General features: G+C 33.6%; 24 protein-coding genes. 16 read left to right on the top strand and 8 right to left on the bottom strand.

Annotated features, from left to right (window positions below; translation table 11 throughout):
- Positions 1-30: 30 nt before the first annotated feature.
- The 3 genes from HMPREF2586_RS02555 to HMPREF2586_RS02545 all read right to left on the bottom strand — a co-directional run bounded on the left by HMPREF2586_RS02555 (position 31) and on the right by HMPREF2586_RS02545 (position 5491).
- Positions 31-2190, bottom strand: coding sequence for an RNA degradosome polyphosphate kinase (locus tag HMPREF2586_RS02555; protein ID WP_019470097.1), 2160 nt, complete (start codon positions 2188-2190; stop codon positions 31-33).
- Positions 2191-2257: 67 nt separating this feature from the next.
- A complete protein-coding gene (gene ppx / locus HMPREF2586_RS02550) occupies positions 2258-3787 on the bottom strand; it encodes an exopolyphosphatase (protein WP_070657963.1) in 1530 nt (509 codons plus the stop codon).
- Positions 3788-3949: 162 nt separating this feature from the next.
- Positions 3950-5491 carry an AbgT family transporter gene (locus HMPREF2586_RS02545; protein ID WP_070657962.1) on the bottom strand — a complete coding sequence of 514 codons (1542 nt, stop codon included), beginning with the start codon at positions 5489-5491 and terminating at the stop codon, positions 3950-3952.
- Between the two features lie 193 nt (positions 5492-5684).
- On the opposite strand from HMPREF2586_RS02545, the gene HMPREF2586_RS02540 reads away from it, so the two are divergent.
- Complete coding sequence (locus tag HMPREF2586_RS02540) at positions 5685-6503, top strand: SDR family oxidoreductase (RefSeq protein ID WP_070657961.1); 819 nt, start codon at positions 5685-5687, stop codon at positions 6501-6503.
- Positions 6504-6618: 115 nt separating this feature from the next.
- On the opposite strand, the gene HMPREF2586_RS02535 is transcribed toward HMPREF2586_RS02540, so the two are convergent.
- Positions 6619-7695, bottom strand: coding sequence for a M42 family metallopeptidase (locus HMPREF2586_RS02535; RefSeq protein ID WP_019470101.1), 1077 nt, complete (start codon positions 7693-7695; stop codon positions 6619-6621).
- A gap of 199 nt (positions 7696-7894) precedes the next feature.
- On the opposite strand from HMPREF2586_RS02535, the gene HMPREF2586_RS02530 reads away from it, so the two are divergent.
- Positions 7895-8410 carry a thioredoxin domain-containing protein gene (locus HMPREF2586_RS02530; RefSeq protein ID WP_070657960.1) on the top strand — a complete coding sequence of 172 codons (516 nt, stop codon included), beginning with the start codon at positions 7895-7897 and terminating at the stop codon, positions 8408-8410.
- 144 nt (positions 8411-8554) lie between these two features.
- Here the strand turns inward: HMPREF2586_RS02530 and HMPREF2586_RS02525 are convergent, their stop codons facing one another.
- Complete coding sequence (locus tag HMPREF2586_RS02525) at positions 8555-10138, bottom strand: FMN-binding glutamate synthase family protein (protein WP_046208801.1); 1584 nt, start codon at positions 10136-10138, stop codon at positions 8555-8557.
- A gap of 178 nt (positions 10139-10316) precedes the next feature.
- On the opposite strand from HMPREF2586_RS02525, the gene HMPREF2586_RS02520 reads away from it, so the two are divergent.
- The 4 genes from HMPREF2586_RS02520 to HMPREF2586_RS02505 all read left to right on the top strand — a co-directional run bounded on the left by HMPREF2586_RS02520 (position 10317) and on the right by HMPREF2586_RS02505 (position 14065).
- Positions 10317-11090: a CPBP family intramembrane glutamic endopeptidase gene (locus HMPREF2586_RS02520; RefSeq protein WP_046206809.1), complete on the top strand. Its 774-nt coding sequence runs from the start codon at positions 10317-10319 to the stop codon at positions 11088-11090.
- 115 nt (positions 11091-11205) lie between these two features.
- Complete coding sequence (locus HMPREF2586_RS02515) at positions 11206-11853, top strand: ABC transporter ATP-binding protein (RefSeq protein ID WP_019470105.1); 648 nt, start codon at positions 11206-11208, stop codon at positions 11851-11853.
- The gene (fetB, locus tag HMPREF2586_RS02510; protein WP_046206977.1) at positions 11853-12626 is read left to right on the top strand and encodes an ABC transporter permease; all 774 of its coding nucleotides are present in this window, start codon (positions 11853-11855) and stop codon (positions 12624-12626) included. Before HMPREF2586_RS02515 ends, fetB begins: the two co-directional genes overlap by 1 nt.
- Before the next feature lie 257 nt (positions 12627-12883).
- Entirely contained in the window at positions 12884-14065 is a 1182-nt protein-coding gene (locus HMPREF2586_RS02505; protein ID WP_019470107.1) for an MFS transporter, read from the top strand.
- Positions 14066-14217: 152 nt separating this feature from the next.
- Here the strand turns inward: HMPREF2586_RS02505 and HMPREF2586_RS02500 are convergent, their stop codons facing one another.
- Positions 14218-15588 carry a CitMHS family transporter gene (locus tag HMPREF2586_RS02500; protein ID WP_046206812.1) on the bottom strand — a complete coding sequence of 457 codons (1371 nt, stop codon included), beginning with the start codon at positions 15586-15588 and terminating at the stop codon, positions 14218-14220.
- A 409-nt stretch (positions 15589-15997) separates the two neighbouring features.
- On the opposite strand from HMPREF2586_RS02500, the gene HMPREF2586_RS02495 reads away from it, so the two are divergent.
- From HMPREF2586_RS02495 to HMPREF2586_RS02450, 10 genes are all read left to right on the top strand, one after another.
- Entirely contained in the window at positions 15998-16594 is a 597-nt protein-coding gene (locus HMPREF2586_RS02495) for a YdeI/OmpD-associated family protein (RefSeq protein ID WP_046206813.1), read from the top strand.
- Positions 16595-16829: 235 nt separating this feature from the next.
- Complete coding sequence (locus HMPREF2586_RS02490) at positions 16830-17390, top strand: TetR/AcrR family transcriptional regulator (RefSeq protein ID WP_070657959.1); 561 nt, start codon at positions 16830-16832, stop codon at positions 17388-17390.
- A gap of 179 nt (positions 17391-17569) precedes the next feature.
- A complete protein-coding gene (locus HMPREF2586_RS02485; protein WP_019470111.1) occupies positions 17570-18457 on the top strand; it encodes a beta-keto acid cleavage family enzyme in 888 nt (295 codons plus the stop codon).
- Positions 18457-19410, top strand: coding sequence for a 3-hydroxyacyl-CoA dehydrogenase NAD-binding domain-containing protein (locus HMPREF2586_RS02480; protein ID WP_019470112.1), 954 nt, complete (start codon positions 18457-18459; stop codon positions 19408-19410). Before HMPREF2586_RS02485 ends, HMPREF2586_RS02480 begins: the two co-directional genes overlap by 1 nt.
- Before the next feature lie 12 nt (positions 19411-19422).
- Positions 19423-19890 carry a thioesterase family protein gene (locus tag HMPREF2586_RS02475; RefSeq protein WP_046206815.1) on the top strand — a complete coding sequence of 156 codons (468 nt, stop codon included), beginning with the start codon at positions 19423-19425 and terminating at the stop codon, positions 19888-19890.
- A 289-nt stretch (positions 19891-20179) separates the two neighbouring features.
- Complete coding sequence (locus HMPREF2586_RS02470) at positions 20180-21364, top strand: betaine/proline/choline family ABC transporter ATP-binding protein (protein WP_019470114.1); 1185 nt, start codon at positions 20180-20182, stop codon at positions 21362-21364.
- Entirely contained in the window at positions 21364-21999 is a 636-nt protein-coding gene (locus tag HMPREF2586_RS02465; protein WP_019470115.1) for an ABC transporter permease, read from the top strand. Before HMPREF2586_RS02470 ends, HMPREF2586_RS02465 begins: the two co-directional genes overlap by 1 nt.
- Before the next feature lie 15 nt (positions 22000-22014).
- A complete protein-coding gene (locus HMPREF2586_RS02460; protein WP_070657958.1) occupies positions 22015-22956 on the top strand; it encodes an osmoprotectant ABC transporter substrate-binding protein in 942 nt (313 codons plus the stop codon).
- Entirely contained in the window at positions 22956-23648 is a 693-nt protein-coding gene (locus HMPREF2586_RS02455) for an ABC transporter permease (RefSeq protein ID WP_019470117.1), read from the top strand. Before HMPREF2586_RS02460 ends, HMPREF2586_RS02455 begins: the two co-directional genes overlap by 1 nt.
- Before the next feature lie 15 nt (positions 23649-23663).
- Positions 23664-24425 (top strand): alpha/beta hydrolase, encoded by a 762-nt coding sequence (locus HMPREF2586_RS02450; protein WP_070657957.1) that lies wholly within the window; start codon positions 23664-23666, stop codon positions 24423-24425.
- Between the two features lie 197 nt (positions 24426-24622).
- Here the strand turns inward: HMPREF2586_RS02450 and HMPREF2586_RS02445 are convergent, their stop codons facing one another.
- On the bottom strand, positions 24623-25660 hold the full coding sequence (locus HMPREF2586_RS02445) for an acyl-CoA dehydrogenase family protein (RefSeq protein WP_070657956.1): 1038 nt from the start codon (positions 25658-25660) through the stop codon (positions 24623-24625).
- 13 nt (positions 25661-25673) lie between these two features.
- Positions 25674-26435 carry an ABC transporter permease gene (locus HMPREF2586_RS02440; RefSeq protein WP_046207559.1) on the bottom strand — a complete coding sequence of 254 codons (762 nt, stop codon included), beginning with the start codon at positions 26433-26435 and terminating at the stop codon, positions 25674-25676.
- Between the last annotated feature and the right edge of the window lie 3 nt (positions 26436-26438).

The following is a 26438-nucleotide window of genomic DNA, read 5'->3' as shown; positions in this document are numbered from 1 at the left end:
TAACCCAACAAGTTGGGAAGTGGTTCTTTATCATCGTTTAAACGTATCTTTTAGTTTAGAAAACCATCGATTTTTATGTTGTATGGGAACTTCTTGTGGCAGGGTAGAAGCTTCTTTTAATTTTTGGCCAAATGTCATCGCTTCTTTCATTAAATAAGCCTGTGAATTTAATGGTGATAAATTATTATGAATATAATGATAATAACCTTGTTCGTCCTGATATCGACCTTTTTGGTTATCTGATAATTGTAAATTCATATAATCTAATAAGCGTTTAGCAATTTTTTTATCTTCGACAGGGAACAATATTTCTACACGCTTAATCATATTACGTGTCATTGCATCTGCTGAAGAGAGGTAAATTTTTTCATCACCGTTATTATGGAAGTAATAGATACGAGAGTGTTCAAGGAAACGACCAACGATACTTACTACTTCAATATTATCGCTGACATCTGGGATGCCTGGTTTTAAACAACAAATACCGCGAATAATTAATTTAACTTTGACACCAGCACGAGAAGCTTCAAATAATTTAAGAATAATATCTTTATCTGTTAATGAATTCATCTTCATCATAATTTTTCCATTACCGTTTTCACGATGTGATTTGATTTCTTTGTCTATTCGAGCTAAGAATACATCACGTATGTCGTATGGAGCTACAATGAGTTTATTATATTCTGGTTTCAATGTATATCCACTGAGGTAGTTAAAGAAGTTAATAGCATCTTCTGCTATTTCTTGATTTGTTGTGATAATGCCCATATCTGTATAGAGCTTAGCTGTTTTATCGTTGTAGTTTCCAGTACCTAAATGTACGAAAGATGTGAGTTTGTTATTGTTGCGTTTGACCACAAGCGAAATTTTACTATGCGTTTTCAAATATGTCATACCATAAATAACATGACAGCCTGCATCTTCTAACATTCTTGCCCAGTGAACATTATTTTCTTCATCAAAACGTGCTTTTAATTCAACGAGCACAGTTACTTGTTTACCATTTTCTGCAGCTGTTTTCAAACTATTAATGATTGGTGAATCTTTACTTACACGATATAATGTTTGTTTAATAGCAATCGTGTTCGGATCATTTGCAGCATCACGAATGAAATCTACAATTGGTTCAAAGGATTCATAGGGATGATGAAAGAAAATATCACGTTTTAATGATAAATCAAAAATGTCTTCATTACCCAAAGATTGAGGTGGTTGTGGTAGATATTTATTATATGTTAAATGTTTTAAACTATTAGATAAATGGTCTACAAGATCGAAAAGCAGTGTTAAATCTAATGGACCGTCTACAAAATAGACATCATTATCATGAACTTCCAACTGATTGATAATCCAAACAACGTCTTCATAAGTTGCTTGTCTTCCGTCTATCTCTAAACGTACTGCTGTTCCGCGTTTACGCTCTTTTAAGAAGCGTTCTATTTCAATTAACAAATCTTCGGCACCATCTTCATGGATGGTTAGATCGGCATTACGTGTAATTCTAAAGGTGAAGGTATTTAACACTTCATAGCCAGTGAATAACTCATTAATATAATAAGTGATAATATCTTCTAACATTACAACGTATTGAGTTTGACCTTGATTTAATGTATAAAATCTTGGAATTAATGATGGTATTTGTACAATAGCCGAATTAATTGCATCATCGGTATCAATATCTACAAATATATTCAAGCTTTTATTGTTTAATTTTGGGAAAGGATGATAAGCATCGATACCTAATGGTGTTAATGTAGGTAAGATACCTGTTTTAAATTCACGTTCTAACTGTGGTAATAAAGACTCTGGTAAAGATTCAGGTTTTGTTACTTCCACACGATGTTGTTTTAACAGTTCTACTAATTCGTTATAACGTGCATACTGTAAATCTACATATTTTTTATTTTTTATTTTTATTTGCTCAAGTTGTTCTTTAGGTGTGAGTTGTGCTTTGTTCTCAGGTTTATCATAGCCCATTTTAACTTGATCTTGTAATCCGGCCACACGCACCATAAAGAACTCATCCAAGTTAGAGCTAAATATAGAAATAAATTTTAATTGTTCCAATAAAGGATTGTTTTTATCTTCAGCTTCTTGTAATACGCGATAATTAAAATCTAACCAACTGAGCTCTCTATTATTATAATATTGTGGTAAATTTAAATCTCTCTCTCCCAATTTCTTTTGCATAATTCTAATTCCACCTTATTGTAGTCTTGTTAACATATTTTGCTACGTACAATTTATCATATGAATTTTAAGATTTTGTAAAGATGATAGAAAGATTTTCTTTTAAAATTTTCTCGATATGCTTTTTTTGTCTAAGTGATTGATATTCTTCAGCAATCGGTTCACCAATATAATGGACATACAAAGTATAAGCACCATCTTCTTCTTGTAATGCCACACGTTCCACTGGGCTAGTATGTGATATATTTAGGGCATTTACAAATTTAATAATACCGCCTAAAAATTGAATATGATCCAACTCTTTGCCACGTAGCCATGCGGTCTCTTGGCTATAAAATTTTAAAAGAGATTTATTTTTAAAACTTGCTAACATTGCAAGTTTGACGCGATCTTCATGTGGAAAACCATCAATCATTGAATTCGCTATAATATAATACGTATGCGGTGAACTAGAATCTGCGTCAATAAATCTTCCTAAATAATATAAATATGCACCTTCCGCAAAAAGTTCCTGCTCTTTTTTAGTAACTTGAATTTTATCTAAGTCAATCAGTTGTGATAACAATGATTGAGCCAATTTAACGCGTTGTTTTGCACTAGATTCTTCGATGCTATATTCATTAGCTAAATGATATAATGCGTCTTTTCTAATATTTTCTTTTTTAAATTCTTGTGGGTGACGTTCGGATATCAACTTCATTATATAGCCCTCACGTAGCCCTTTACGTGAGAAAGTGAAGTGGGTTGCATTGATTTGTTCGAATAAAGTTTTGAATACGGATACTGCTGGTAATATGATGTCTATACGGTCTCTGCTTAATCCATCAATATCTTTTAAGTCATCACGTGAACTCTTTTTAATTATTTTATATACCTCATCCATATCTTCTTCAGTCATTGAGTAGTTATGAACACCACCAATGGGATAAGAATGTTCTGACTGATGAATGCGTGCTACGTTACGAGCTGATCCACCAATACCGACTAGAGCGATGTTTTGGTCTTGTAACCATGGTAGCTGTTCGAATTGCTTAGCTATAAATTTTTCCATTGCTTTAATTGCAGATTTATCATTATGATCTTTATCTTCGAAGAATTTTCGTTTTAATGTTACAACGCCAAATGGGAAACTATGCGCTTCAATGATTGTTTTATCTTTGAATAAAGTGACTTCTGTAGAACCACCACCAATATCGATAGAAATACCATCTTCTACATCTGTAGTATGAGTGATGGCATAAAAACCATAAAAAGCTTCTTCTTGATCAGGAATGATTTTGATGCTGATGTCAAGTTCGCTTTTAATGTGTTTGATAATTTCATTTTGATTGGTAGATTGTCTAATAGCAGCTGTCGCAACAGGATGTAATTCGTTTACTTCAAATTTATTAGCGACGCTTTTAAAGCTGTGTAATGTTGTTGTCAACACATCGATACCATCTTGGTTCATCTTTAAATCATCGCTTAAATATTGACTTAAGCGTGCGGGCGTTTTAATATTTAAAATTTCATTTAATCCTGTTTTAGTATCGAATTCAAAAATAACTAACCTTATTGTATTTGATCCGATGTCTACTAATCCTATGCGTTCCATAATCTCCTCCTGTATATATGAGGTAAATAGTTGTTTATAAATTTATTTACCCACTTTTCTCTTTAATATTACAATAAATAGCATGATTTGTGATACATCAATTGAATATTGTTCAATTCATGGTAATGATTTTTATATAGTTTGAAATTTAATATTGTTTTTGACTTATTCATTGATGTGTAAAGGGCCTCCAGGGCCTAATGGCCAGCCAAGTAAGTACCATATAATCATGAATATGGGCCATACAATACTTAGAATAATGGTATAAGGCATTAAACTAGATAACAGTGATCCTAATTTCATGTGTTTATCATATTTTTGAGCATAAGATAAAAGTAATGGCAAATAAGGCATCATTGGCGTAATTGGGTTACTAATTGAATCTCCAATTCTATACAACATTTGTGTGAATGCAGGATGAAATCCTACAATTATCAGCATTGGAATAAATATTGGAGCAAGAATTCCCCATTTAGCAGATGCACTACCGATTAATAAGTTAATGAGCGCACCTAAAAAAATCACTCCTAAAATAAGGACGATACCGTTTTGATCTTGAAGTACTTCAGCACCTTGTACTGCTACAATCACACCTAAATTACTCCATTCTAAAAATGCCAGTAATTGTGCTGCAAAAAAGACAATAACAATAAAAGACCCCATAGAAGCCATAGAATCAGCGAGCATTTTACCTAAATCTTTAGAATTTTTAAATTCCTTCATTAACATGCCGTACACCAAACCAGGCACCAAAAAAATAAGTAAAATAATTAAACCAACCCCATTAATAATAGGAGAATCATTCAATAAACTGCCAGTTTTGGCATTACGTAAGAAACTATTTTGTGGTATTGCCATAATGATAAGTAAAATAAGTGTAGTGAAAAAGCTTATATTTGCCCAAAACACAGCCTTACTTTCTTTAAGTGTTAATCCTTGATTAGTATCATCCACTTTAATATTAGACTGTGTATCGTCATATGAGCCTAAACGGGGGATGACAAAACGCATTGTAACCCAATAAATTGTTGGCAATAATACAACGACACTAGCTGCAATAAAGTACCAATTCATCGCTACATTAACTGTAATTTTATCAGAAACAATCTTTGTTGCTGGTTCTGTAAAGGCATAAAGCAATGCATCTGACATTCCTATCATGACATTCGCAGAAAAACCACCAAGTGCTGATGCGTAAGCCATCGCTAACCCGGCAATAGGGTGATAGCCTAATTTTATGAAGACCATCGCTGTTAACGGTGGTAAAACAATCGTTGCAGCATCTCCTGCAGAATTGCCAATAATACCTATAAGTATTATTACAGGCACAATGATTTGCTTGGGTGCTTTATGAACAATTTGTACCATTAATTTATCAAAATAACCTGTTTTCTCAGCAATACCTACCCCAAGCATCACTGATAATACTAAACCGAGTGCAGGGAACTCAGAAAAGTTTTTGATCGCATCATTCAAAATCATAGCAATACCATCTTTGCTTAAAATATTTTTGATGCCAATGGTATTACCTGTTCCAGGATGTTTTACTGTGACATGAAAAAGTGAAACAACCCATGTAATGATTGCGAGCCCAAGACACATTAGAAAAAACAATATACTTGGATCAGGTAATCTATTACCAATTTTTTCTACAATATTCAGAAATTTATTTATAATTGTCGATTTTTCTCTCGTATTTGACCCCATTATTATTACCTCCCCAATAAGTTATCGAAATTATAACAAACTCATTTTGAAATGAGTATGATAAATTTTATGTTTCCAAGCAAAAGGCATCTATGAATGCTTTATACAAAGGTTTTAAAATTGATTTAAAAAGGAAATGTATTACAGATAAATTAATATTGAACAGTCGGGAAATGAAAGGGGAAGTTCATAGATGAGACGATTAGAAAATAAGATTGCTGTGGTAACAGGCGCTAGTACTGGCATAGGATCTGCTTCTGCACAAATATTGGCAAAAGAAGGGGCACATGTTTTAGCGATTGATATTTCTGCATCTGTACATGATACAGTAAAAGTAATTAACCAGGGCGGTAATAAAGCTTCAGGATATAATATAGATGTATCAGATGCACATGCAGTAGAACGGCTTGCGCAATCTATTAAAGAAGATTATAATCATATTGATATTTTATGTAATAATGCTGGTATTGATAATGCCGCTGGACGTATTCATGAATTTCCAATCGATGTGTTTGATAGAATTATGAATGTTGATTTAAGAGGTACATTTTTGATGACTAAATTCTTTTTACCACTAATGATGTCAAATGGTGGCTCTATCATCAATATGGCGTCATTTTCTGGAAATGCTGCAGATTTAAATCGTTCAGCATATAATGCTGCAAAAGCAGGTATCATCAATTTCACTCGATCAACAGCGATAGAATATGGACGTGAGCATATCAGAGCGAATGCAGTCGCACCAGGTACGATAGAAACACCACTTGTAGATAAATTAACAGGTACTAAAGAAGATGAACAAGGAAAAATATTTAGAGAAAATCAGAAGTGGGTTACGCCTTTAGGTCGTTTGGGCACACCTGATGAAGTAGGTAAACTCATTGCTTTCTTGGCTTCTGATGACAGTTCTTTTATAACTGGTGAAACCATTACAATTGATGGTGGTGTGACGGCATATACTTGGCCAGGAGAAATGTTGAGTGATGCGCGTTGGAAAGATTCTACAGAATAATTTAGAGTGAAAGTGATATTATTTGAGTTTAATAGTTATTAAGAAGCACCAAAAAGCCGTAAACATTAGTGGTAGCACTTTGTTTACGGCTTTATTTTTTATAGATTTGAGTGGATTACCAAATGATGTTATCTACGGCATCGTCGTTTAAAGATTTAACGATTTCAGTCACTAAGGCAACCGAATTTTTATAGTCATCTGTATGCAATACAGAGACGTTTGAATGCATATAACGTAGAGCGACACCAATAGAGACCGTAGGCACACCTTCATTGGCAACATGAATACTTCCAGCATCAGTACCGCCACCAGGTGTAGAATCTAACTGGATATCTATATTATGTGCTTTAGCTATTTTTTTAATATGGTTTGTAAAACCAACATGACCTATGTTTGAAGCGTCCATAATAATGACTACAGGTCCTTGTCCAATAGCTGTCTCGCTAGTTTGGCCAGACATGCCTGGTGTATCATAGGCAACAGCTACATCGACAGCAAGAGCTAAGTCAGGTTTAATCTTATTAGCTGCAACTTTAGCGCCACGAAGACCTACTTCTTCTTGTACGTTAGCGCCTGAAACTAAATTAATATCAATGGATTCTTGTTTAAGGTTGTTTAAAACGTCTACAGCAAGGGCGCAACCATAACGATTATCAAAAGCTTTGGCAGTTAAATACTTGCTATTAGCTAGTGTTTCAAACTCACTGTATGGTGTGATCATATTGCCAATTTCAATGCCGAATTGTTCAGCTTCTTTTTTACTTTTAACTCCAATATCAATGAACATATCTTTTATTTCTACATTTTTTTTACGTTCTTCGGGTGATAAAGCATGTGGTGGTTTGGAGCCAATAATACCTCTGATTTTCTTGCCTTCATCAGTTGTGACAGTTACTTTTTGAGATAACATCACTTGGTTCCACCAACCACCAATAGGTGTGAATTTTAAAAATCCATCTTTATCAATTTTAGTAACTACAAAACCAATTTCATCTAAATGACCTGCCACCATTAATGTCTTATTACCAGTAGAGGTCGTTTTTTTACCGAAAATACCTCCCAGATTATCTTCAATAATTTCATCACTTACTGGCGTCAAATAATCACGCATAAGTGTTTTTACTGCTTTTTCATGACCTGCAATACCGTCAACATTTGTTAATGATTCTAGTAATTTTATTGAATTGTTCATGTTATACCCCCTAATCAAATATTTATATTCATTTTATCATGAACTTTGATATAAGCTAATTGTTTGAGCTTTGTGTTATTAATTTAATTTACATAACATTAGATGAAGTTTACGTTGCACGCTATTGTAAGGCTAAACGTGTGCATTCAATACCTGTCCATGATTCAATATAATTATAAACAAAGTGGAGGGATAGACGATGACAGAAATTAATTATTTAACAATAGGCTCAGAATCAGCACCGATTAAAGTGGAGTCTTTTATCAATTTAGCTTGTCCATACTGTAAAAACTTCTTTTTCGCTGCAGACACTGTATTAAAGCCATTCATTGATCAAGGGAAGGTTCAACATACAATTAAACATTTTGATAAAACGAAGCAAGGCTTATTAAAAGGAACAATAGCAAATATATATTTAAACTATCAACGACCTGAAGAAACCTTAGATTGTATTCGTGAGTTATACCAAACACAAGCTCAATGGAAAGTAAGTTTTTCGACAATTGAAGCCAAAATGGAAGAAGAATATAATCTTACACCTCATAAAGAAGCTGACGATCGTTCGTTAGCGATTCATGAAGAAGCATTTGAAAGAGGAATTAAAGGCATTCCGACCGTTTTTATTAATGGTAATTTATTTGAATTCAATCCATTGGAAGATCAACAAGAAACGATAGAATCTAAGCTAACAAAGCAATTGAATCACTTTATATGATAATGAACCATCGGACTTAAATATCTATTTGCAAAATAAATACGTCTGGACATCAGTGATTCGTCCCAGACGTATGCTTATCTTATCCTTCGAAATGTTGTTGAAGCTTATTTTTAACAAAGGTGTTTGTTTTAATCTTTGAAGTTAATTATGATTTAGTAAGTTTAATTTATAATCATGTATGGATTGAATGTTACCGTCTTTCTTTTTGATAATGATGTGTTCTTTCGATATCTGAGTTGGGGAAGTTACACCTACAGCGGCAGCAATGTTAAATAAGCCTTCATGTAAGCTGGTTACAAAATTAGTGACGCGGTATTTTTTTTCATCTATAATTAATCCCTTTTCACGTTTTGGATCTGTTGTTGCAACACCTACAGGACATGTGTTCATATGACACTGCCTACTCATAATACATCCGACACTAATCATCATACCTCTTGCAACGTTGACTAAATCAGCACCTAGACCTAATGCAATCGCAATTTTATCAGGTGTTACAAGTTTCCCTGAAGCAAATACTTTAATTCGATTGCGTATACCATACTTTTCGAGTACACCTGTTAAGATTGGTAAAGCAGTGAATAAAGGTAAACCTATGCCATCTTGCAATTCTTGAAATGTTGCACCAGTGCCTCCTTCGCCGCCGTCAATAGTAATAAAATTCGGAAACTGATTTGTTTCAATCATTGTTTGTGCGAGCGCTTCTACTTCTGATACTTTGCTGATTACAATTTTAAAACCAACAGGTTTTTGACCTACTTTTTGTAATTGTGTAACCCAGTCTAATAAATCGGTTGGATTATCTATAGATTCAAAACGGTTAGGGGAATTAATCGTCCTCCAAGGTTCAACATTACGAATATCAGCAATTTCTTGTGTGACTTTATTACCTTGCATATGGCCGCCTCTTGTTTTTGCACCTTGTGCTAACTTGATTTCAAAAGCTTTGACCGTATCTTCATTTGCTAAACTTTGGAAAGCATTCATATCAAATTCTCCCGATTTATCTCGTACGCCAAATAAACCTGGACCTATTTGAAAGATGATATCTGCATCGCCCGATAAATGGTGTTTTGATAAACCGCCTTCACCTGTATTCATCCAAGTTCCAGCTTGTCCTAATCCTTTGGATAGCGCCGTGATTGCATGACTTCCTAATGCGCCATAACTCATTCCTGATTGACCAACAAGCCTTTTAAGTTTGAACGGATGTTTCAGTTCAGGACCTAAAATAATGGCATCTTCATCTGTTAAATAAAATGGATCTATCTCTGCTTTTGTGCGATGTTCGTCACGATTAAAGAGTCGTTCATTATCAATTGTATAAATAAATGATGAAATCAACGGTGATTGATTAATATGTAATTCTTTAGATTGCAACGGAAACATCGTATTTTGAATGTAAAACCCATCTTCATAATCCTTTTGTGTACCAAAACTAGTCATTCTTGAATTATATTTACCAGCTAATACAATATTGGTGTAATCATTACGAGAAAAAGGTTTGCCTTTGGTATCTGCTAAAAATAAATATTGGCGTAATTCTGGACCTATTTTTTCACCAAAATATCGAATACGTGCAAGTAATGGATAATTGCGTAAAACGCTATGTTGCTTTTGTCGTTTATCCTTAAAAAGCAATACAGCCCCTAAAACAAGTACGCTTATTAAACAAACGACAATGATTACGTTGACGATAAACTGTAAAATAGTCAAAATAGTCATGTAACATTCCCCCTTAATATAGTTATATAATACAATAAATTATGCAATTTACAATGTGTTCCACTGTAAAGGGGTAGAATGGTTAATTGTAATTTTCAAATAGAAAAGTAAATCAACTTATAATAATGATAAAATATTGTGTTATATTATTGTTAAACAGCTACAAGGAAGGTGACATATGACTGACAAATCATCAGCAACGCCATTAACCAAAAAGCATATATGGCAGCATCAGAAAATTGTTAAAAAAGACTTTTGGTTAATCCCTATATACATCATTGCTAATTATCTTATACCACTTATATTAACGCTGATATTAATCGTATCATATGACATTTTTAATATTGGTAGTAAATATCGTTTAAGTGATATGAATATACTGATTTTTGGTGGTGTTATTGCTGAAATATGTATCATCTTAAGTTTTTATGGCATGCATACTAAAGATAATATTACAGCAATTGCGATTAACAGGTTAAAATCAGTTCGTAAATATATTTTGCTTATTTTTATAGCATACATATCTACGCTCTTGTTGAATAATTTATATGATTGGCTTATGACTTTTTTACCGAAGTCATTACAATATCATGAAACACAGAATCAATTGATTTTAGAAGCACTATTTCAAGACAATTGGATGCTCCCATTTTTATTTTTAGATATTGTTATTTTGACGCCGATTATTGAAGAGTTATTATTTAGGCATCTCATCATTCATGAATTAGGTAAAAAAATTACATATGCTGCTGCAAGTGTATTATCAGTTATATTATTTGCTGGTATTCATGTATTAGGGGCTACATCCCCATTTGAAATCGGAAGCTATATTTTTATTGCGATTGGTCTAGTATTTGTATATTTGAAAAGTGGGAAAAACCTAGCAGTATCCATATCACTGCATGCTTTTAATAATTTAATATCTTTTATTGCGATTGTATTTTTAAAATAATGTTTGCGTGTGATATTTAATGTTGTGTTTTGAATAAAACGATTGAATGCTACAATGATAGGAAATCAAACAGTCGTAATAGGGTATAAACTATATATGACCTAGGAGGTTCAAAATGTTAGAGCTTAGAAATGTTTCATACCAGGTGGATAACCGACAAATTATCAATAACATTAATTTGAAAATCGAAGCAGGAGAAACGATTGCGATTGTTGGGCCTTCAGGAAGTGGTAAAAGTACTTTGTTACGCTTAATGAATAATTTGATAAGTCCTACAGAAGGGGAATTATATTTTAATAATCAAGTATATGAAGATATTAGTCCAGAAAAGTTAAGAATGGAAATTAGTTATTTATTACAAGAAAGCGATTTGTTTGAAAGTACTATTGGTGATAACTTAGCTTTCCCCGCTCAAATTAGAAATGATAAGTTTAATCGTAAAAGAGCTAAAGCACTTTTGAAGTCGGTAGGGTTAGGTCATTATAACTTTGATACAAGCGTAAACCATCTTTCTGGTGGGGAACGGCAACGTGTAACGATTGCGAGACAGCTAATGTATAAACCCAAAGTATTATTATTAGACGAAGCAACAAGTGCTTTAGACGTACATAACAGTGAAAAAATTGAATCTTTAATCTTTAAGCTTGCGGAGGAAGGTACAACAATTTTATGGATTACACATAGTAACGATCAAAGTATGAGACATTTCCAAAAGCGCATTAGAATTGTGGATGGACAAATTGAAAAGGAGGAGGAATTATGATGAGTACCACTGCTTTAGTACTTACTGCGACACTCCTACTTTTTCCAATCATCGTGTCATATAAAGAAAAATTACACATAATTAAAGATTTACTCGTTGCAACTTTAAGAGCAGTTGTTCAATTGGTGATTTTAGGTTATTTACTTCATTTTATATTTGATGTAAACCAAACATGGTTGTTGCTCTTGTTTGTATTGATCATCATTATTAATGCATCGTGGAACACGATCAGTAGAGCTTCACCTGTGATGCATCATGTATTTTGGATTTCTTTTATTGCTATATTTATAGGTGTAGCGCTACCATTAGTCGGTATTGTGATCACTGGCGCAATTGAATTCAAACCTAATGAAGTAATTCCCATTGCAGGCATGCTTGGAAGTAATGGTTTGATTGCTATTAATCTTGCGTATCAAAATTTAGATCGTGAATTCGTTAAAGAAATGAGTCAAATCGAAGCCAAATTGGCATTAGGTGCTAATCCAAAACTATCTTCCAAAGGAACGATCCGTGAAAGTATCAAAACGGCAATTGTGCCAACGATAGATTCAGTGAAAACGTATGGTATTGTTTCGATTCCTGGTATGATGACAGGGTTGATTATCGGTGGTGTAGATCCATTGGAAGCTGTTAAATTTCAACTTTTAGTAGTATTTATTCATACGACAGCGACAATTATGTCAGCGTTGATTGCAACATACTTGAGTTATCGTCAATTCTTTAATGAACGAGACCAATTAATTGCGCGACATATCCCCAAAGACAATCGCTAAAAGTTTTTGATGTATATTTGTTATAATAAACATGATGACAATTACTAAAATCAAATCTATTTGATGAGAAATTTTAAATTTAGATGAGCAGGAAACGTCAAGAAGTATCAAAATGGTTATTGATATTTCTTGCGTTTCCTGTTTTTTGAAATGAATTTAATAGCATGTATTGCTAAGTATTCATATATATTGACGAATGGTTTATAATGTAGCAGTTATAGAATTTTTGAAATCAGATTAAAGAGAGGAGGATATTTATGTCAGTTATGCGCATATTTACCTTTATATTAAGTATATTTATTGTAGGAATGGTTGAAATGATGGTTGCAGGTATTATGAACTTGATGAGTAGTGATTTACATGTTTCTGAAGCAATCATTGGACAATTAGTTACCTTATATGCCATTACTTTTGCAGTAGCAGGACCTATTTTAGTAAAGCTAACAAATCGTTTTTCACCACGAATGGTTTTATTGTGGGCACTGTTAACATTTGTTGTAGGCAATATCATTATTGCGATTGCGCCTAATTTTTCTATTTTAGTGATTGGACGTATCTTATCATCTGCAGCTGCAGCATTAATTGTGGTTAAAATATTAGCTTTAACTGCGTTATTAACTGCGCCACAACACCGAGGGAAAATGATTGGTATTGTGTATTCCGGTTTTAGTGGGGCAAATGTTTTTGGTGTGCCAATCGGGACAGTCATTGGTGATTTAGTCGGTTGGAGATATACGTTTTTATTTATTGTGATTATTAGTTTATTCGTTGGTATTCTAATGTATATATATGTACCGAAGCTAAGTGATCATCTATCGTCAAACACTGACATGGAGACAGGTTCAAATCGTTCAAACGCTTATTCTAAAGTGTTAAGACCCGTTGAAGTTACAAAATATTTAGGTATCACGTTTTTATTATTAGTAGCCAACTCGGTGACGTTTATTTATATTAATCCGTTAATCCTTTCCGGTGGGCATCAACTATCCTTTGTTTCTATTGCATTATTAATCAATGGTATTGCAGGTGTAATCGGAACATCAATGGGTGGCTTTTTATCAGATAGACTTACGAGCAAACGCTGGTTGGTTATTGCGACAGCCGTATTTATTGTTATGATGCTTATTCTTAATATGTTTTTACCAGGTACAGGTTTATTACTCATGATTATTTTCATTTGGAATATCATGCAATGGAGTACGAATCCAGCTGTGCAAAGTGGCATTATAGAACATGTTGAGGGTGATACGAGCCAAGTGATGAGTTGGAATATGTCTAGTTTAAACGCAGGTATCGGTATCGGCGGTATTGTAGGTGGATTAGTAGTATCGAACTTAAATGTCTACGCAACGACTTATTTTTCAGCTGCAATTGCGTTAGTAGCATTTATTTTAGTGATTAGCCTTAAAAATGTCGCTAAATACAATAAAGCATCATGATTTGAGCATGGGCTAATGGTAATATAAGACTGCAAAATTTAATTATATATAAATAAAACAGGGCGTGGAACATTGAAATGTAATTTCAGTTCGACACCCTGTTTTTTAAATTTTTGTGCAAATGTTTTTACTAAAGTCACACAGTTTAGAACTTAAAATGTAACGACTCCGATTAACATAGCGATAATTAACATGACGATGGCAAAACCCCATATCCAAAAGAACGCATACTTTATATATGTTCCCATATTTGCTTCTGCAAGCCCTATTGCTAACCATAATGCAGGTGAAAATGGACTGACAAACGTACCGATAATATTTCCAATTAACATTGCATATGCTGTTGACACAGATGACACACCAAACTGACCGGCTGTCTGTTCAACAATAGGTAAGATTGCGAAATAATAAGCATCCGTACTCGTTAATAAATCTAGTGGTACACCGAAAATACCGACAATAATGTGTAAGTACGGCCCTACGGCATTCGGTATAATGTGGATGAAGCTTACTGCTATTGCCTCAAGCATACCAGTTTCATTAAGTACACCTAAAAACATACCCGCTGCAATAATCACGGCAGCCATCATAAGTGCATTTGGCGCATGAGCCTTAAGCCTACTCATTTGTTCGTCTACATTTGGGAAGTTAATAATCAAAGCAATCGCAACACCAATCATAAATGCAAATTCAGGCGGAGCGATATTAGCTAGCATTACTACGATGATAGCGAGCGTAAGTATCACGTTAATCCAATTAATCCAAGGTTTCGTAACGGCAACACCACGAATTGGAAATTTAATATCTTGATCTTGTTCGTATATTTCAACCAATTTATGTATATCCACATCTTGTGTATTAGTTACTTCTCCCGAATTGATTTTACGTTGTATAATTGATTTTTCTCGAAAACCTAAAAATACAGCGAATAGTAAAACTAAAATAAAACCGATAATCTGAACAGGTATAACACCATACCATAATTCATTGACATTCTTAAAATGAATTACTGAAGCTGTACGAGCCATAGGACCACCCCAAGGCACCATGTTCATAATCGATGCACTCAGTCCGAGTAACAAAAGTAGTAGATACCGATTCATATTTAGTGCTTTATACAACGGTAATAATGCTGGTATTGATAATAAAAATGTTGTGGCACCAGCACCATCGAGTTGAGCGAATATTCCGATAAGTGCAGTTACAATACAAACAACTACAACATTACCTCTAGTAAGCAAAATCAAACGCTTTACCAATGGTTTAAATAAGCCAGCGTCACTCATGATGCCGAAGAAAATAATTGCAAAAATAAACATGATGACGACGTTAATGACTTGATCTAAACCACTATTAAAGAATTTTACTAAATCACCTATATTGTAACCTAATATGAGTGCCCCTACACTCGGTATTAAAATCATGCCTACAACTGGACTAATACGTTTAGCAATTAGTAAACCAACAATGGAAATAATAATAATTAGCCCCATAATTGTTAGCCAAACACTCTCTTGTTGCATAAAATATCCCCTCCAAATATTAAAGCGCTTACAAAAAACTGAACAATGATTGTTCACACTTCTAAAAAGTGATTATTTATAAGTGTAACAGAGAAAAGCGAAGTGTATCAGTAATATATATAAATACTTATATAATTTTACTTATATTAAATTATAAGTAAAACAAATGTATTTTTGAATTGTATTAGTATGACAATATATAGGTTTTGTACCAGAGTAGTGTTAAGAAGATCAATAAAGGATTATCTGAATTGAGCACATTTAAAAATGGTTTAAAGAAATATTTTGAATTATTAAAGATATAAATAAGTATTATATTCTTAGAAAATAAGACGTTAACATGATATAAAAGATAGTATAGATTAAATGTATATATTTATAGTAAAATTAAAATAAAAGGCGGTTTTTTATGAGTGAATCAATTAAAAACGATAAAGTAGATGCGTTTATTGAACGCTTAGATCAATGGCAAGATGCTTTTAAAGTATTAAGAAATATAATCAATCAAACAGAATTAACAGAAGATTATAAATGGATGCATCCTTGTTATACTTTGGACAATAAAAATGTTGTCATCATTCAAGATTTTAAACATTATTGTGCATTGTTATTTGAAAAAGGTGCCATTATGAAAGATCCATATCATACTTTAATTCAACAAACGAAAAATGTTCAAGCTGCTCGCCAGTTGAGATTTGAAAGTTTAGACGAAATAGAACAACGTAAAGACGAAATTGCTTGGTATGTAGAAGAAGCCATTAGAGTAGAAAAGTCGGGTGAAAAAGTACCGATGAAAACGACAGAAGAATTCGATATGCCTGAGGAATTGAAAAATAAATTAGAAGCTTCGTCAGAGTTAAAAGAAGCATTTAATAATTTAACGCCTGGAAGACAACGTCAATATATGTATTATATAGGTCAAGCTAAACGTGCTTCAACAAGGGAAAATAGAGTCGAAAAGTATATCAATCATATCTTAGAAGGTAAAGGCATGAATGATAAGTAACCAATTAAGCTATAGCATGACTTAAGTCTTCAATGACAAAAAAGTGTTCGTGGTTGTCAAAATTTTTTAATCGTATTTTAGTTGAACCAAACCATCGTATTTATTTAAAAATAGATATCGCGTCGTTTATAAAATCCAGATTAATCTTGCAACTTTGTCATTTATCGTTTATAGTTTGCTCAAATATAAATATAGTAGATGAATCAAGTAATATTTTGTAAGAGAAGGTGTAGATATGGCAAGAGTGTCTAAACGTATTCAACTATTAGAAGCAGCAGCGGCTATCGTAAATGAGCAAGGTAGTGAGTATTTAACACTTGATGCAGTTGCTAAAAAAGCAGGTGTTAGTAAAGGTGGTTTACTGTATCATTTTAAAAATAAATTCGCATTGATACAAGGACTTGTGGATCATGCAGATGAGTTGTATCGAAATAATGTGAATGAACATGTTATAAATGAGTCACAAGAAGTTGGCAAATTATTGCGTGCATTTATTGAAGCTACTAGAGAACACCGTTCAGAAAATGCATCAATTACTTCTGGTATGCTGGCTGCACAGGGTATTAATAGTAATTTATTATTACCACTACAAGATACCTATAAAGATTGGCAAGAAAAAATTGAAAAAGACGGCATTGATAAAGTCGATGCAACAATCATACGTTTAGCAGTGGACGGCTTATGGTTATCGGAAATATTTGGACTAGACGCACTTGATGAAACAATGAGAGCAAAAGTTTTAGAACGACTAACATCTTATACAGAAAAGAAGCAAATCGAATTAAAAGATGCATGAAAAAGTTGAAATTATAAAAAAATAATAAAATTTTCGATTCGTTGAAAGTATTGATGCTATAGGGATAAGTGATGAGAAACCATCACTTATCCCTTTTTTTAGCTGTAGCAAGGGTTGAAACTAAACCGTCCGGTTGGTACACTATCAACTGTGATCAAAACTCTGTTGGAGGTTTATATATGAAAAAAGTTATGCTAACAGCAGCTTTAACAGGTGCTGGAGATACTGTAGAAAAAAATAAAAGTGTTCCTGTAACACCTCAGGAAATTGCAGATTCAGCAATTAAATGTGCGAAAGCAGGGGCTACTGTTGCACACATTCATGCACGTGACCCAGAAACAGGCGGCATAAGCCATGATGTTGAATTTTTTAAAGAAGCAGTAAGATTAATAAGAGAAGCTGATGAAGATATTATTATTAATATTACTTCAGGTGGTGGCGGAGATTTTATCCCTAACCTAGAAGATCCATATACAGCAGGTGAAGGTTCAGATATGCAAACACCTGAAGAAAGACATGAAGCGATTGGCGCATTATTACCAGAAATGTGCACACTTGATTGTGGTAGTGTGAATATGGGTGACGCTGTTTACTTAAGCCCAGCTGATTGGTTAAGAAAACAAGCACAATTAGTAAAAGATGCAGGTGTAAAACCTGAATTAGAATGCTTTGATAGTGGGCATATTTCATTTGCAAAACAATTAATTAATGAAGGTCTCATTGAAGGCGAACCCATGTTCCAATTCTGTCTAGGTATTCCATGGGGTGCTGAAAACGATGCAGAGACAATTGAATATTTTAAAACACGTATTCCTGAAAATGCACATTGGTCAGCTTTTGGTATTGGGAGAATGCAACTACCTACTGTAGAAGAAGCGGCGAAACGTGGTGGAAATGTCCGCGTAGGTTTAGAAGATAACTTGTATTTATCAAAAGGTGTTAAAGCTTCAAATGAACAACTAGTTGAACGTGCAGTTGAAATACTAAAAACATTAGATATAGAGCCAATGACACCGGCTGAAGCGCGTGAGCAATACCAACTTAGAGATCCTAAAGGAGGCAAATAATGAAATTTGCAGTTGTAGGTACGGGCGTTATAGGTAGTGGTTGGATTACGCGTATTTTAGCGCATGGTCACGAAGTAATTGCGACAGATCCCAGTGAAGGTGCTTATGAAAGCATGTTAAAACAAGTGAAACAAAACTGGCCATATGCTGAGCAACAAGGTTTAGCAGAGGGGGCGTCTTTAGAGAATTTATCGTTTACGGTAAGCTTAGAAGAGGCTGTTAAAGATGCAGATCATATTCAAGAAAATGTTCCAGAAATTGAAGAACTAAAAGCACAGGTATTATCTGAAATCGATACCTATGCACGTCAGGATGCCATTATTGGTTCTAGTACTTCTGGCATTATGCCTTCAGAATTACAACAGAATTTAAAACATCCTGAACGTTTGGTTGTTGCACATCCGTTTCACCCAGTATACATTTTGCCATTAGTTGAAATTGTACCTGGTAAAGAAACAACTGAAGCTGTCACAGTAGAAGCAGAAAAAGTGTACGAAAGCATTGGTATGGATGTGCTACATGTCAGACATGAAATTGAAGGACACATCGCAGATAGATTGATGGAGGCACTATGGCGAGAATCATTACACATTGTTAATGAAGGAATAGCAACTACTGAAGAAGTAGATAAAGCATTTACCCATGCAGCAGGTTTACGTTATGCACAGTATGGACCATTTATGACATTCCATCTTGCTGGAGGAGAAGGCGGCATGCGTCATATGTTGAAACAATTTGGTCCAGCACTGAAGAAACCATGGACAAAATTAATTGCGCCTGAACTAACTCAGGATTTATATGATAATGTGGTAAATGGTTGTGAAACGGCTTCACAAGGGCAAACGATGTCAGAATTAGACCAAAAGCGTAATGAATTCTTAGTTAAAGTGAAAGAATTAGCTGAAGCATATTGGCCAGAAGACACTGCATCAATGAAAAAGGGTATTAAATAATTGGAGGTTCATATGACTCAATTTCAATATCAAACCACTGTTAAAGATATTTGGGTCGATCATAATCAGCACATGAATGACGCTGAATATAATCGAGTATTTAGTGATGCCACAGATGCATGGTTGGCATCACTAGGCTTAGATGTGAATACAATTAAAAAATTGAATTATACAGTGTTCACTTTAGAAAATCATGTAGTGTATTTAAAAGAAATAAGCGTAGCTGAGCTTATTACTGTGAACGTAAGTCTATATGATTATGATGCCAAACGTTTACATGTTTTTATGACTTTAGTAGATGCTCAAAATAACCGTTGTGCAACATATGAAGTAATGCTTATGGGCATGGACACTACAATAGGCAGACCTGCAGCTTTCCCTGAACAAATAAAAAATGCTATAGATGATTATGCTAAAGTTGGAACAATTCATGAAGCGCCAAAAGAATTAGGTCGACTGATTGGCATAAAACGAAAATAATATTTTTGAAACATTGCTTTGAGCTATTGAATTGATAATTAATTTCAATAGTTTAATTAACAAAACTTAAGGTTATAAATTGTTTATTTTCATTTGTTGAGTTATCTTAATAGATATAGGATGAAAAAAATTAGTCAAAATTGATATTTTTGACCAACACATGAATAAAGTAGGGCTAGTTGTGCTACATGTTTTTACTTATTTTCGGATTTGTATAACATCCACAGTTAGCCCTATATTTATAAATGAAATGTTAAATGAAAATACAAATATAGAAAGGAATTAACACATGTTAAGTATAAAAAACTTATCTAAAGTCTATGGTGGCACAAAAAAAGCTGTAGATAATATATCATTGGAAATCGAATCTGGTGAATTTATAGCGTTTATCGGTACGAGTGGGAGTGGGAAGACTACTGCTTTAAGAATGATAAATAGAATGATAGAGGCTACAGAAGGCGAAATTGCAATCAATGGTAAAAATGTGCGCAAAATGAACGCCGTTGAATTACGTAGAAAAATTGGTTATGTGATTCAGCAAATTGGTCTAATGCCTCATATGACCATTAAAGAGAATATAGTCTTAGTACCTAAATTATTAAAATGGTCTGATGAAAAGAAAGAAAAAAAAGCTAAAGAATTGATAAAATTAGTAGATTTACCAGAAGAATACTTAGATAGATATCCTTCACAATTGTCTGGAGGACAGCAACAACGTATTGGTGTTGTGCGTGCTTTAGCAGCTGAACAAGATGTTATTTTAATGGATGAGCCATTCGGTGCGTTAGATCCAATTACGAGAGATACATTACAGGATTTGGTTAAAGAACTGCAACAAAAATTAGGTAAAACATTTATTTTTGTCACACATGATATGGATGAAGCGATTAAATTGGCAGATAAAATTTGTATTATGTCTGAAGGAAAAGTCGTTCAATATGATACACCAGATAATATTTTACGACATCCTGCAAACGATTTCGTACGTGACTTTATTGGTCAAAATAGATTGATTCAAGATAGACCTAATATGAGAACCGTCAAAGATGCAATGATCCGACCAGTAACTGTACATGCAGATAGTTCATTAAATGAAGCGGTTAAGGTTATGAGAGATCGACGTGTCGATACATTATTTGTCGTAGGTAATAATGATAGATTACTTGGATATTTAGATATAGAAGATATTAACCAAGGTTTACGAGCTCATAAAGAACTCATTGACACAATGCAACGTGATATATACAGAGTAAGAGTAGATAGTAAATTACAAGATACGGTGCGTACGATATTAAAACGAAATGTAAGAAATGTACCAGTTGTAGATAGTGATGAAGAGACATTGATTGGACTAGTTACAAGAGCAAACTTAGTTGACATCGTTTACGATAGTATTTGGGGCGAGTTAGACGAAGATGTTAGTGCACAAAAAAATGCTATTGTTGAGCCCGATAATGTGGGAGCTGATAAGTAATGAAAGATTTTGTAGAGCAGTATGGTGGTCAACTGATATCAAAAACCGTTGAACATTTCTATATCTCAATCATCGCTTTGTTAATTGCTATCGTCATCGCTGTACCATTGGGTATTTTATTATCAAAAATGAAAAGAACATCTAATATTGTGCTAACTATTGCTGGTGTGTTACAAACGATACCAACATTAGCAGTGTTAGCAGTCATGATTCCAATCTTTGGTGTGGGTAAATTACCTGCAATTGTAGCTTTATTTATTTATGTATTATTGCCAATCTTAAATAATACTGTATTAGGTGTACAAAACATAGATGATAACATTAAAGAAGCAGGCACAAGTATGGGTATGACACGTTTTCAATTAATGAAAGATGTGGAATTACCGTTAGCCTTACCGCTTATACTAGGAGGTATTCGTTTATCTTCTGTTTACGTAATTAGTTGGGCAACTTTAGCCAGTTATGTAGGCGCAGGTGGTTTAGGTGATTTTGTATTTAATGGATTAAACTTGTATGACCCATTAATGATTGTAAGTGCAGCAGTATTAGTGACTGCTTTAGCATTGATCGTAGATTTCCTACTGTCACTAGTAGAAAGATGGGCTGTACCTAAGGGATTAAAAGTATCCAGATAATTTAAGGAGGACATTATGAAGAAATTGAAACAATATTGTATTGTGCTTGTGTTGTGTCTGACGGTCTTATCTGGATGTAGTTTACCAGGATTAGGTAGCAACAGTTCAGAACAAGATATTAAAATCACAGCACTTGCAACAAGTGAATCACAAATTATGTCTCATATGTTGAGACTGTTAATAGAACACGATACAAATGGTGAAATTAAACCCACTTTAATTAATAATTTAGGATCAAGTACCATTCAACACAATGCGTTAGTAAATGGTGACGCGAATATGTCAGGTGCTAGATATAATGGTACTGATTTAACTGGTGCCTTAAATGAAGATCCAATTAAAGATCCTAAAAAAGCTATGGAAGCAACTCAAGATGGTTTCCAAAAAAAATTCGACCAAACCTTCTTTAACTCTTACGGTTTTGCTAACACATACGCATTTATGGTCACTAAGGAAACAGCAGAAAAATATAATTTAGAAACTGTATCTGATTTGAAAAAGCATCCTGAACTTAAACTCGGTGTAGATAGTTCTTGGTTAAACCGTGAAGGTGACGGTTATCCTGGATTTACAAAAGAATATGGTTTTAAATTTGATACTATCAGACCAATGCAAATTGGTTTAGTATATGATGCATTAAACTCTAATAATTTAGATGTAGCTGTAGGTTATTCAACGGATGGACGTATTGCAGCATATGACTTAAAAGTTTTAAAGGATGATAAACAATTTTTCCCACCATATGATGCAAGTGCGGTTGCTACTAATGAATTGTTAGATAAACATCCAGAGTTAAAACCAATCATCAATAAACTAGACAAAAAAGTTTCGACATCTGAAATGCAAAAACTTAATTATCAAGCAGATGGTGAAGGACAAGAACCAGCAGTCGTTGCTGAGAACTTCTTAAAAAAACATAATTATTTTGAAAATGATAAGAAAGGTGGTCAAAACTAATGGAAGGTAATTTATTACAACAATTAGTAGAATATTATTCAGTCAACTATGGCTACCTTTGGGATTTATTTTTAAAACATTTATTAATGTCTGTTTACGGTGTACTCTTTGCATCTATTGTTGGTATTCCAATTGGTATCATAATTGCAAGATATAGTAAGTTTTCTGGTGTTATTATTACTATCGCGAATATTATTCAAACCGTTCCGGTTATTGCAATGTTAGCGATACTCATGCTTGTCATGGGATTAGGTACTACTACAGTCGTGGTAACAGTATTTTTATATGCGCTATTACCGATTATAAAAAATACTTATACAGGTATAATGGGTGTTGATGCGAATATTAAAGATGCTGGTAAAGGTATGGGTATGACGCGAAATCAAGTATTAAGAATGATTGAGTTACCTTTATCACTCTCAGTTATATTAGGTGGATTAAGAATTGCACTGGTTGTTGCAATTGGTGTTGTAGCAGTTGGTTCATTTATTGGTGCACCTACATTAGGTGACATCGTTATCCGAGGAACAAACGCTACAGATGGTACAACGTTTATCTTAGCTGGTGCGATACCAATAGCATTAATCGCTATTATTATAGATGTCGGTTTAAGATTATTGGAGAAACGTTTAGATCCTGCACATAAAGCAGAAAAAAGAGGTAAAACTAAGCCGCAAAGTATTAATGAATAGAAGGTCGTGAAATCATTGGCACTATTATCGATTAATTACAATTCAAAGACAATAGGTATGCATCATCATTTTATGGTAATTCTTCCAGAGGATGAAAGTTATTTCAAAAAAGGTACACAGACTAAACCACTAAAAACACTATTATTACTGCATGGTTTGTCTAGTGATGAAACTTCGTATATGCGTTACACAAATATAGAGCGCTATGCGAATGAGCATCAACTTGCAGTTATTATGCCTAATGCAGATCACAGTGGTTATAGTAATATGGTTTTTGGTCATAAGTATTATGATTATGTGCTAGAAGTACTTGATTATGCACATCAAATTTTACCTTTGTCACAAAAGAGAGAAGATAATTTTATCGCTGGTCATTCCATGGGAGGTTACGGAACAATCAAGTTTGCATTAGCTGAGGGACATCGATTTGCAAAGGCTTGTCCCTTATCGGCAGTATATGATGCTCAGACGTTCATGGATTATGATTGGTACGATTATTCTGGAGAAGCAATTGCAGGTGTTTCAAAAAATGCTACAGGTAATGACTTAGACCCATATTATTTAGTTGACCAGGCAATTCAACAAGGTAAAGAGATACCAGATTTATTAATTATGTGTGGTACAGAAGATGCACTACATGAAGATAATAAAAAATTTATTAAATATCTAGATGAAAAGCAAATTTCATATTGTTTTGAGGATGGGCCAGGTGAGCATGATTATGCTTATTGGGACTATGCTATCAAACGTGCTATAGACTGGTTAGTAAAAGGGTAATATATGGTGACTCATATCACTGAGTAACGTTTAAAGTCGAGACGACGAAATCAATTTAAATACAAAAATGGCCAATCCACTTGATGATAGGGATTGGCCATTTATTTTTATATTAGACGATCATTTTATATCATTGTCGAATTTTTGATGTCGTCATCGTGTGTCTATGATTTTGATTTTCCATCTATACTCGTTTACTAAACTGTAGTGCGGTATTCTTCTTCTAATTTTCCTAAATGTCTCAATGTAGGTGTAAGTGCAGCGAAAAAGAAACCTTCTTTCAATTTACGAGCTTGTGGCGCACGTGGAGAATATGCTCTAGAACCACCGTTTACCATCGAAGCTTGATTTACTTCTAATAATAGGTAACCAGTTTCTTTTTTAATTTTGATCAGTTCAGCAAAATTATCGTCTAAATCATCGTTTTCAATAATATGATAAAACGCGTTTTTAAGCTGTTTATATTGGTTTTCATACGCATTGATATCGAATTCTAAGTATTTATTGATGCCATTTTGTGCGTCAGAAAATTTATGAATTAAATCTAACGAAGCTCTGATTGAACCGAGTGCTATAGGAATTTGTAAAGCTACAAATTGTGGTCGAATGGCAGAAGCAAAACTTTTTGCTTCTTTTGTTATAATTTGTGATTCAGGAATCTCTACGTTTTTCATTTCAATAGCAAATGTAGCCGACCCATTGACACCTAAGAAATTTGATTTTTCATCTAAAGTTATACCTTTTTGATTCGCTTTTACAATAAACATCACTAACTCATCTGTATCATTTGCTTTAGAAATTGCTCCAAAATAATGATCAGACGCAATATTACTTATTGCAGGTAATTTGCCATTAATAATTAATGTGTTGTCATTATAATGATGTGTTAAATTGAATGATTCTAAATCGTTAAAAGATTTCATAGGGTTAGATAAACCTGTTGCTCCTAAAATTTCTCCATTTAACAACTGTTGCTGTAAAGTTTTATTTAAATGTGGTTGATTTGCGTGTTGTAAATAAGTTGAAAATGCTAATTGACACCATAGACAAAAACCTGTAGTTAAGCAGGATTTTGAGACTTCTTCAATGACTTCTAGATTATTTTTTAAGTCATTTTCAGAAAAATAGCCATCTCTAAATAAGCCTTGAATGAATGGTCGTGGGTAATAACTCCCTTCATCAATTTCAATAACATAGGGATCTAATTCTGTTTCAATACGTTTTTGTAAAGTCATATAAATTACTCCTTTATTCTCCAAATCTGATTAAAATTAATTTTTCTAAATAACTAATTATTCTATCTATCAAAAATCCAAAGAGTCCAATAAAGAAGATCGCTGATAATACATCTTCTAAATTTAACATATTACGCGCATCTACGATTAAAAATCCTAGTCCAGATTGGGCTCCAATCATTTCACCTGAAACTAAGAAAATCCAACTTGTTCCCACTGCCATGTGAATACCAGCCATAATATGTTTAAATGAAGCGGGGAATAAGATGTTACGATATAACGTCCAACCACTTAAATTCATATTTGACGCAATTTTTAAGTATTGTGGCTCAACATTCCTAACGCCTTTAATCGTACTAAATACAATCGGGAAAAAAGCAGCGATAAAGATGATAGCCATTGCTGGTAAACTGCCAATACCAAACCATAAAACAACAAATGGCGACCAAGCTATAGGTGAAATAGGTCGTATAAGTTGAAATAACGGTTCTATTGCAGTGTGCAATAAGGTGCTTCGACCTAAAATAAAACCTGTAGGGACACCAATTAAAATAGCGATACTAAATCCAATAAAGAATCGAAATAAACTGATGCCCAGATGGGTAAATATTTCCCCGGTAATAATAAAATGCCAAATGCTCTGTGCTACTAGGATAGGACCTGGGAGTAATATCGGTTTATAATCTCCAATCCAAATGACACATTGCCAAATAAATAAGAAAAGTATAAATGTTAGTATAGGTAAAGTTTGCTTTTTAATTAAATTACCTGACATGCT

Origin of the sequence: Staphylococcus sp. HMSC034G07, from assembly GCF_001835975.1 — a bacterium.
In the GTDB taxonomy this organism is placed as follows: Bacteria; Bacillota; Bacilli; order Staphylococcales; family Staphylococcaceae; genus Staphylococcus; species Staphylococcus ureilyticus.
Note: the sequence above shows the minus strand (reverse complement) of the source record. Positions and strands in the feature narration are given on the sequence as shown.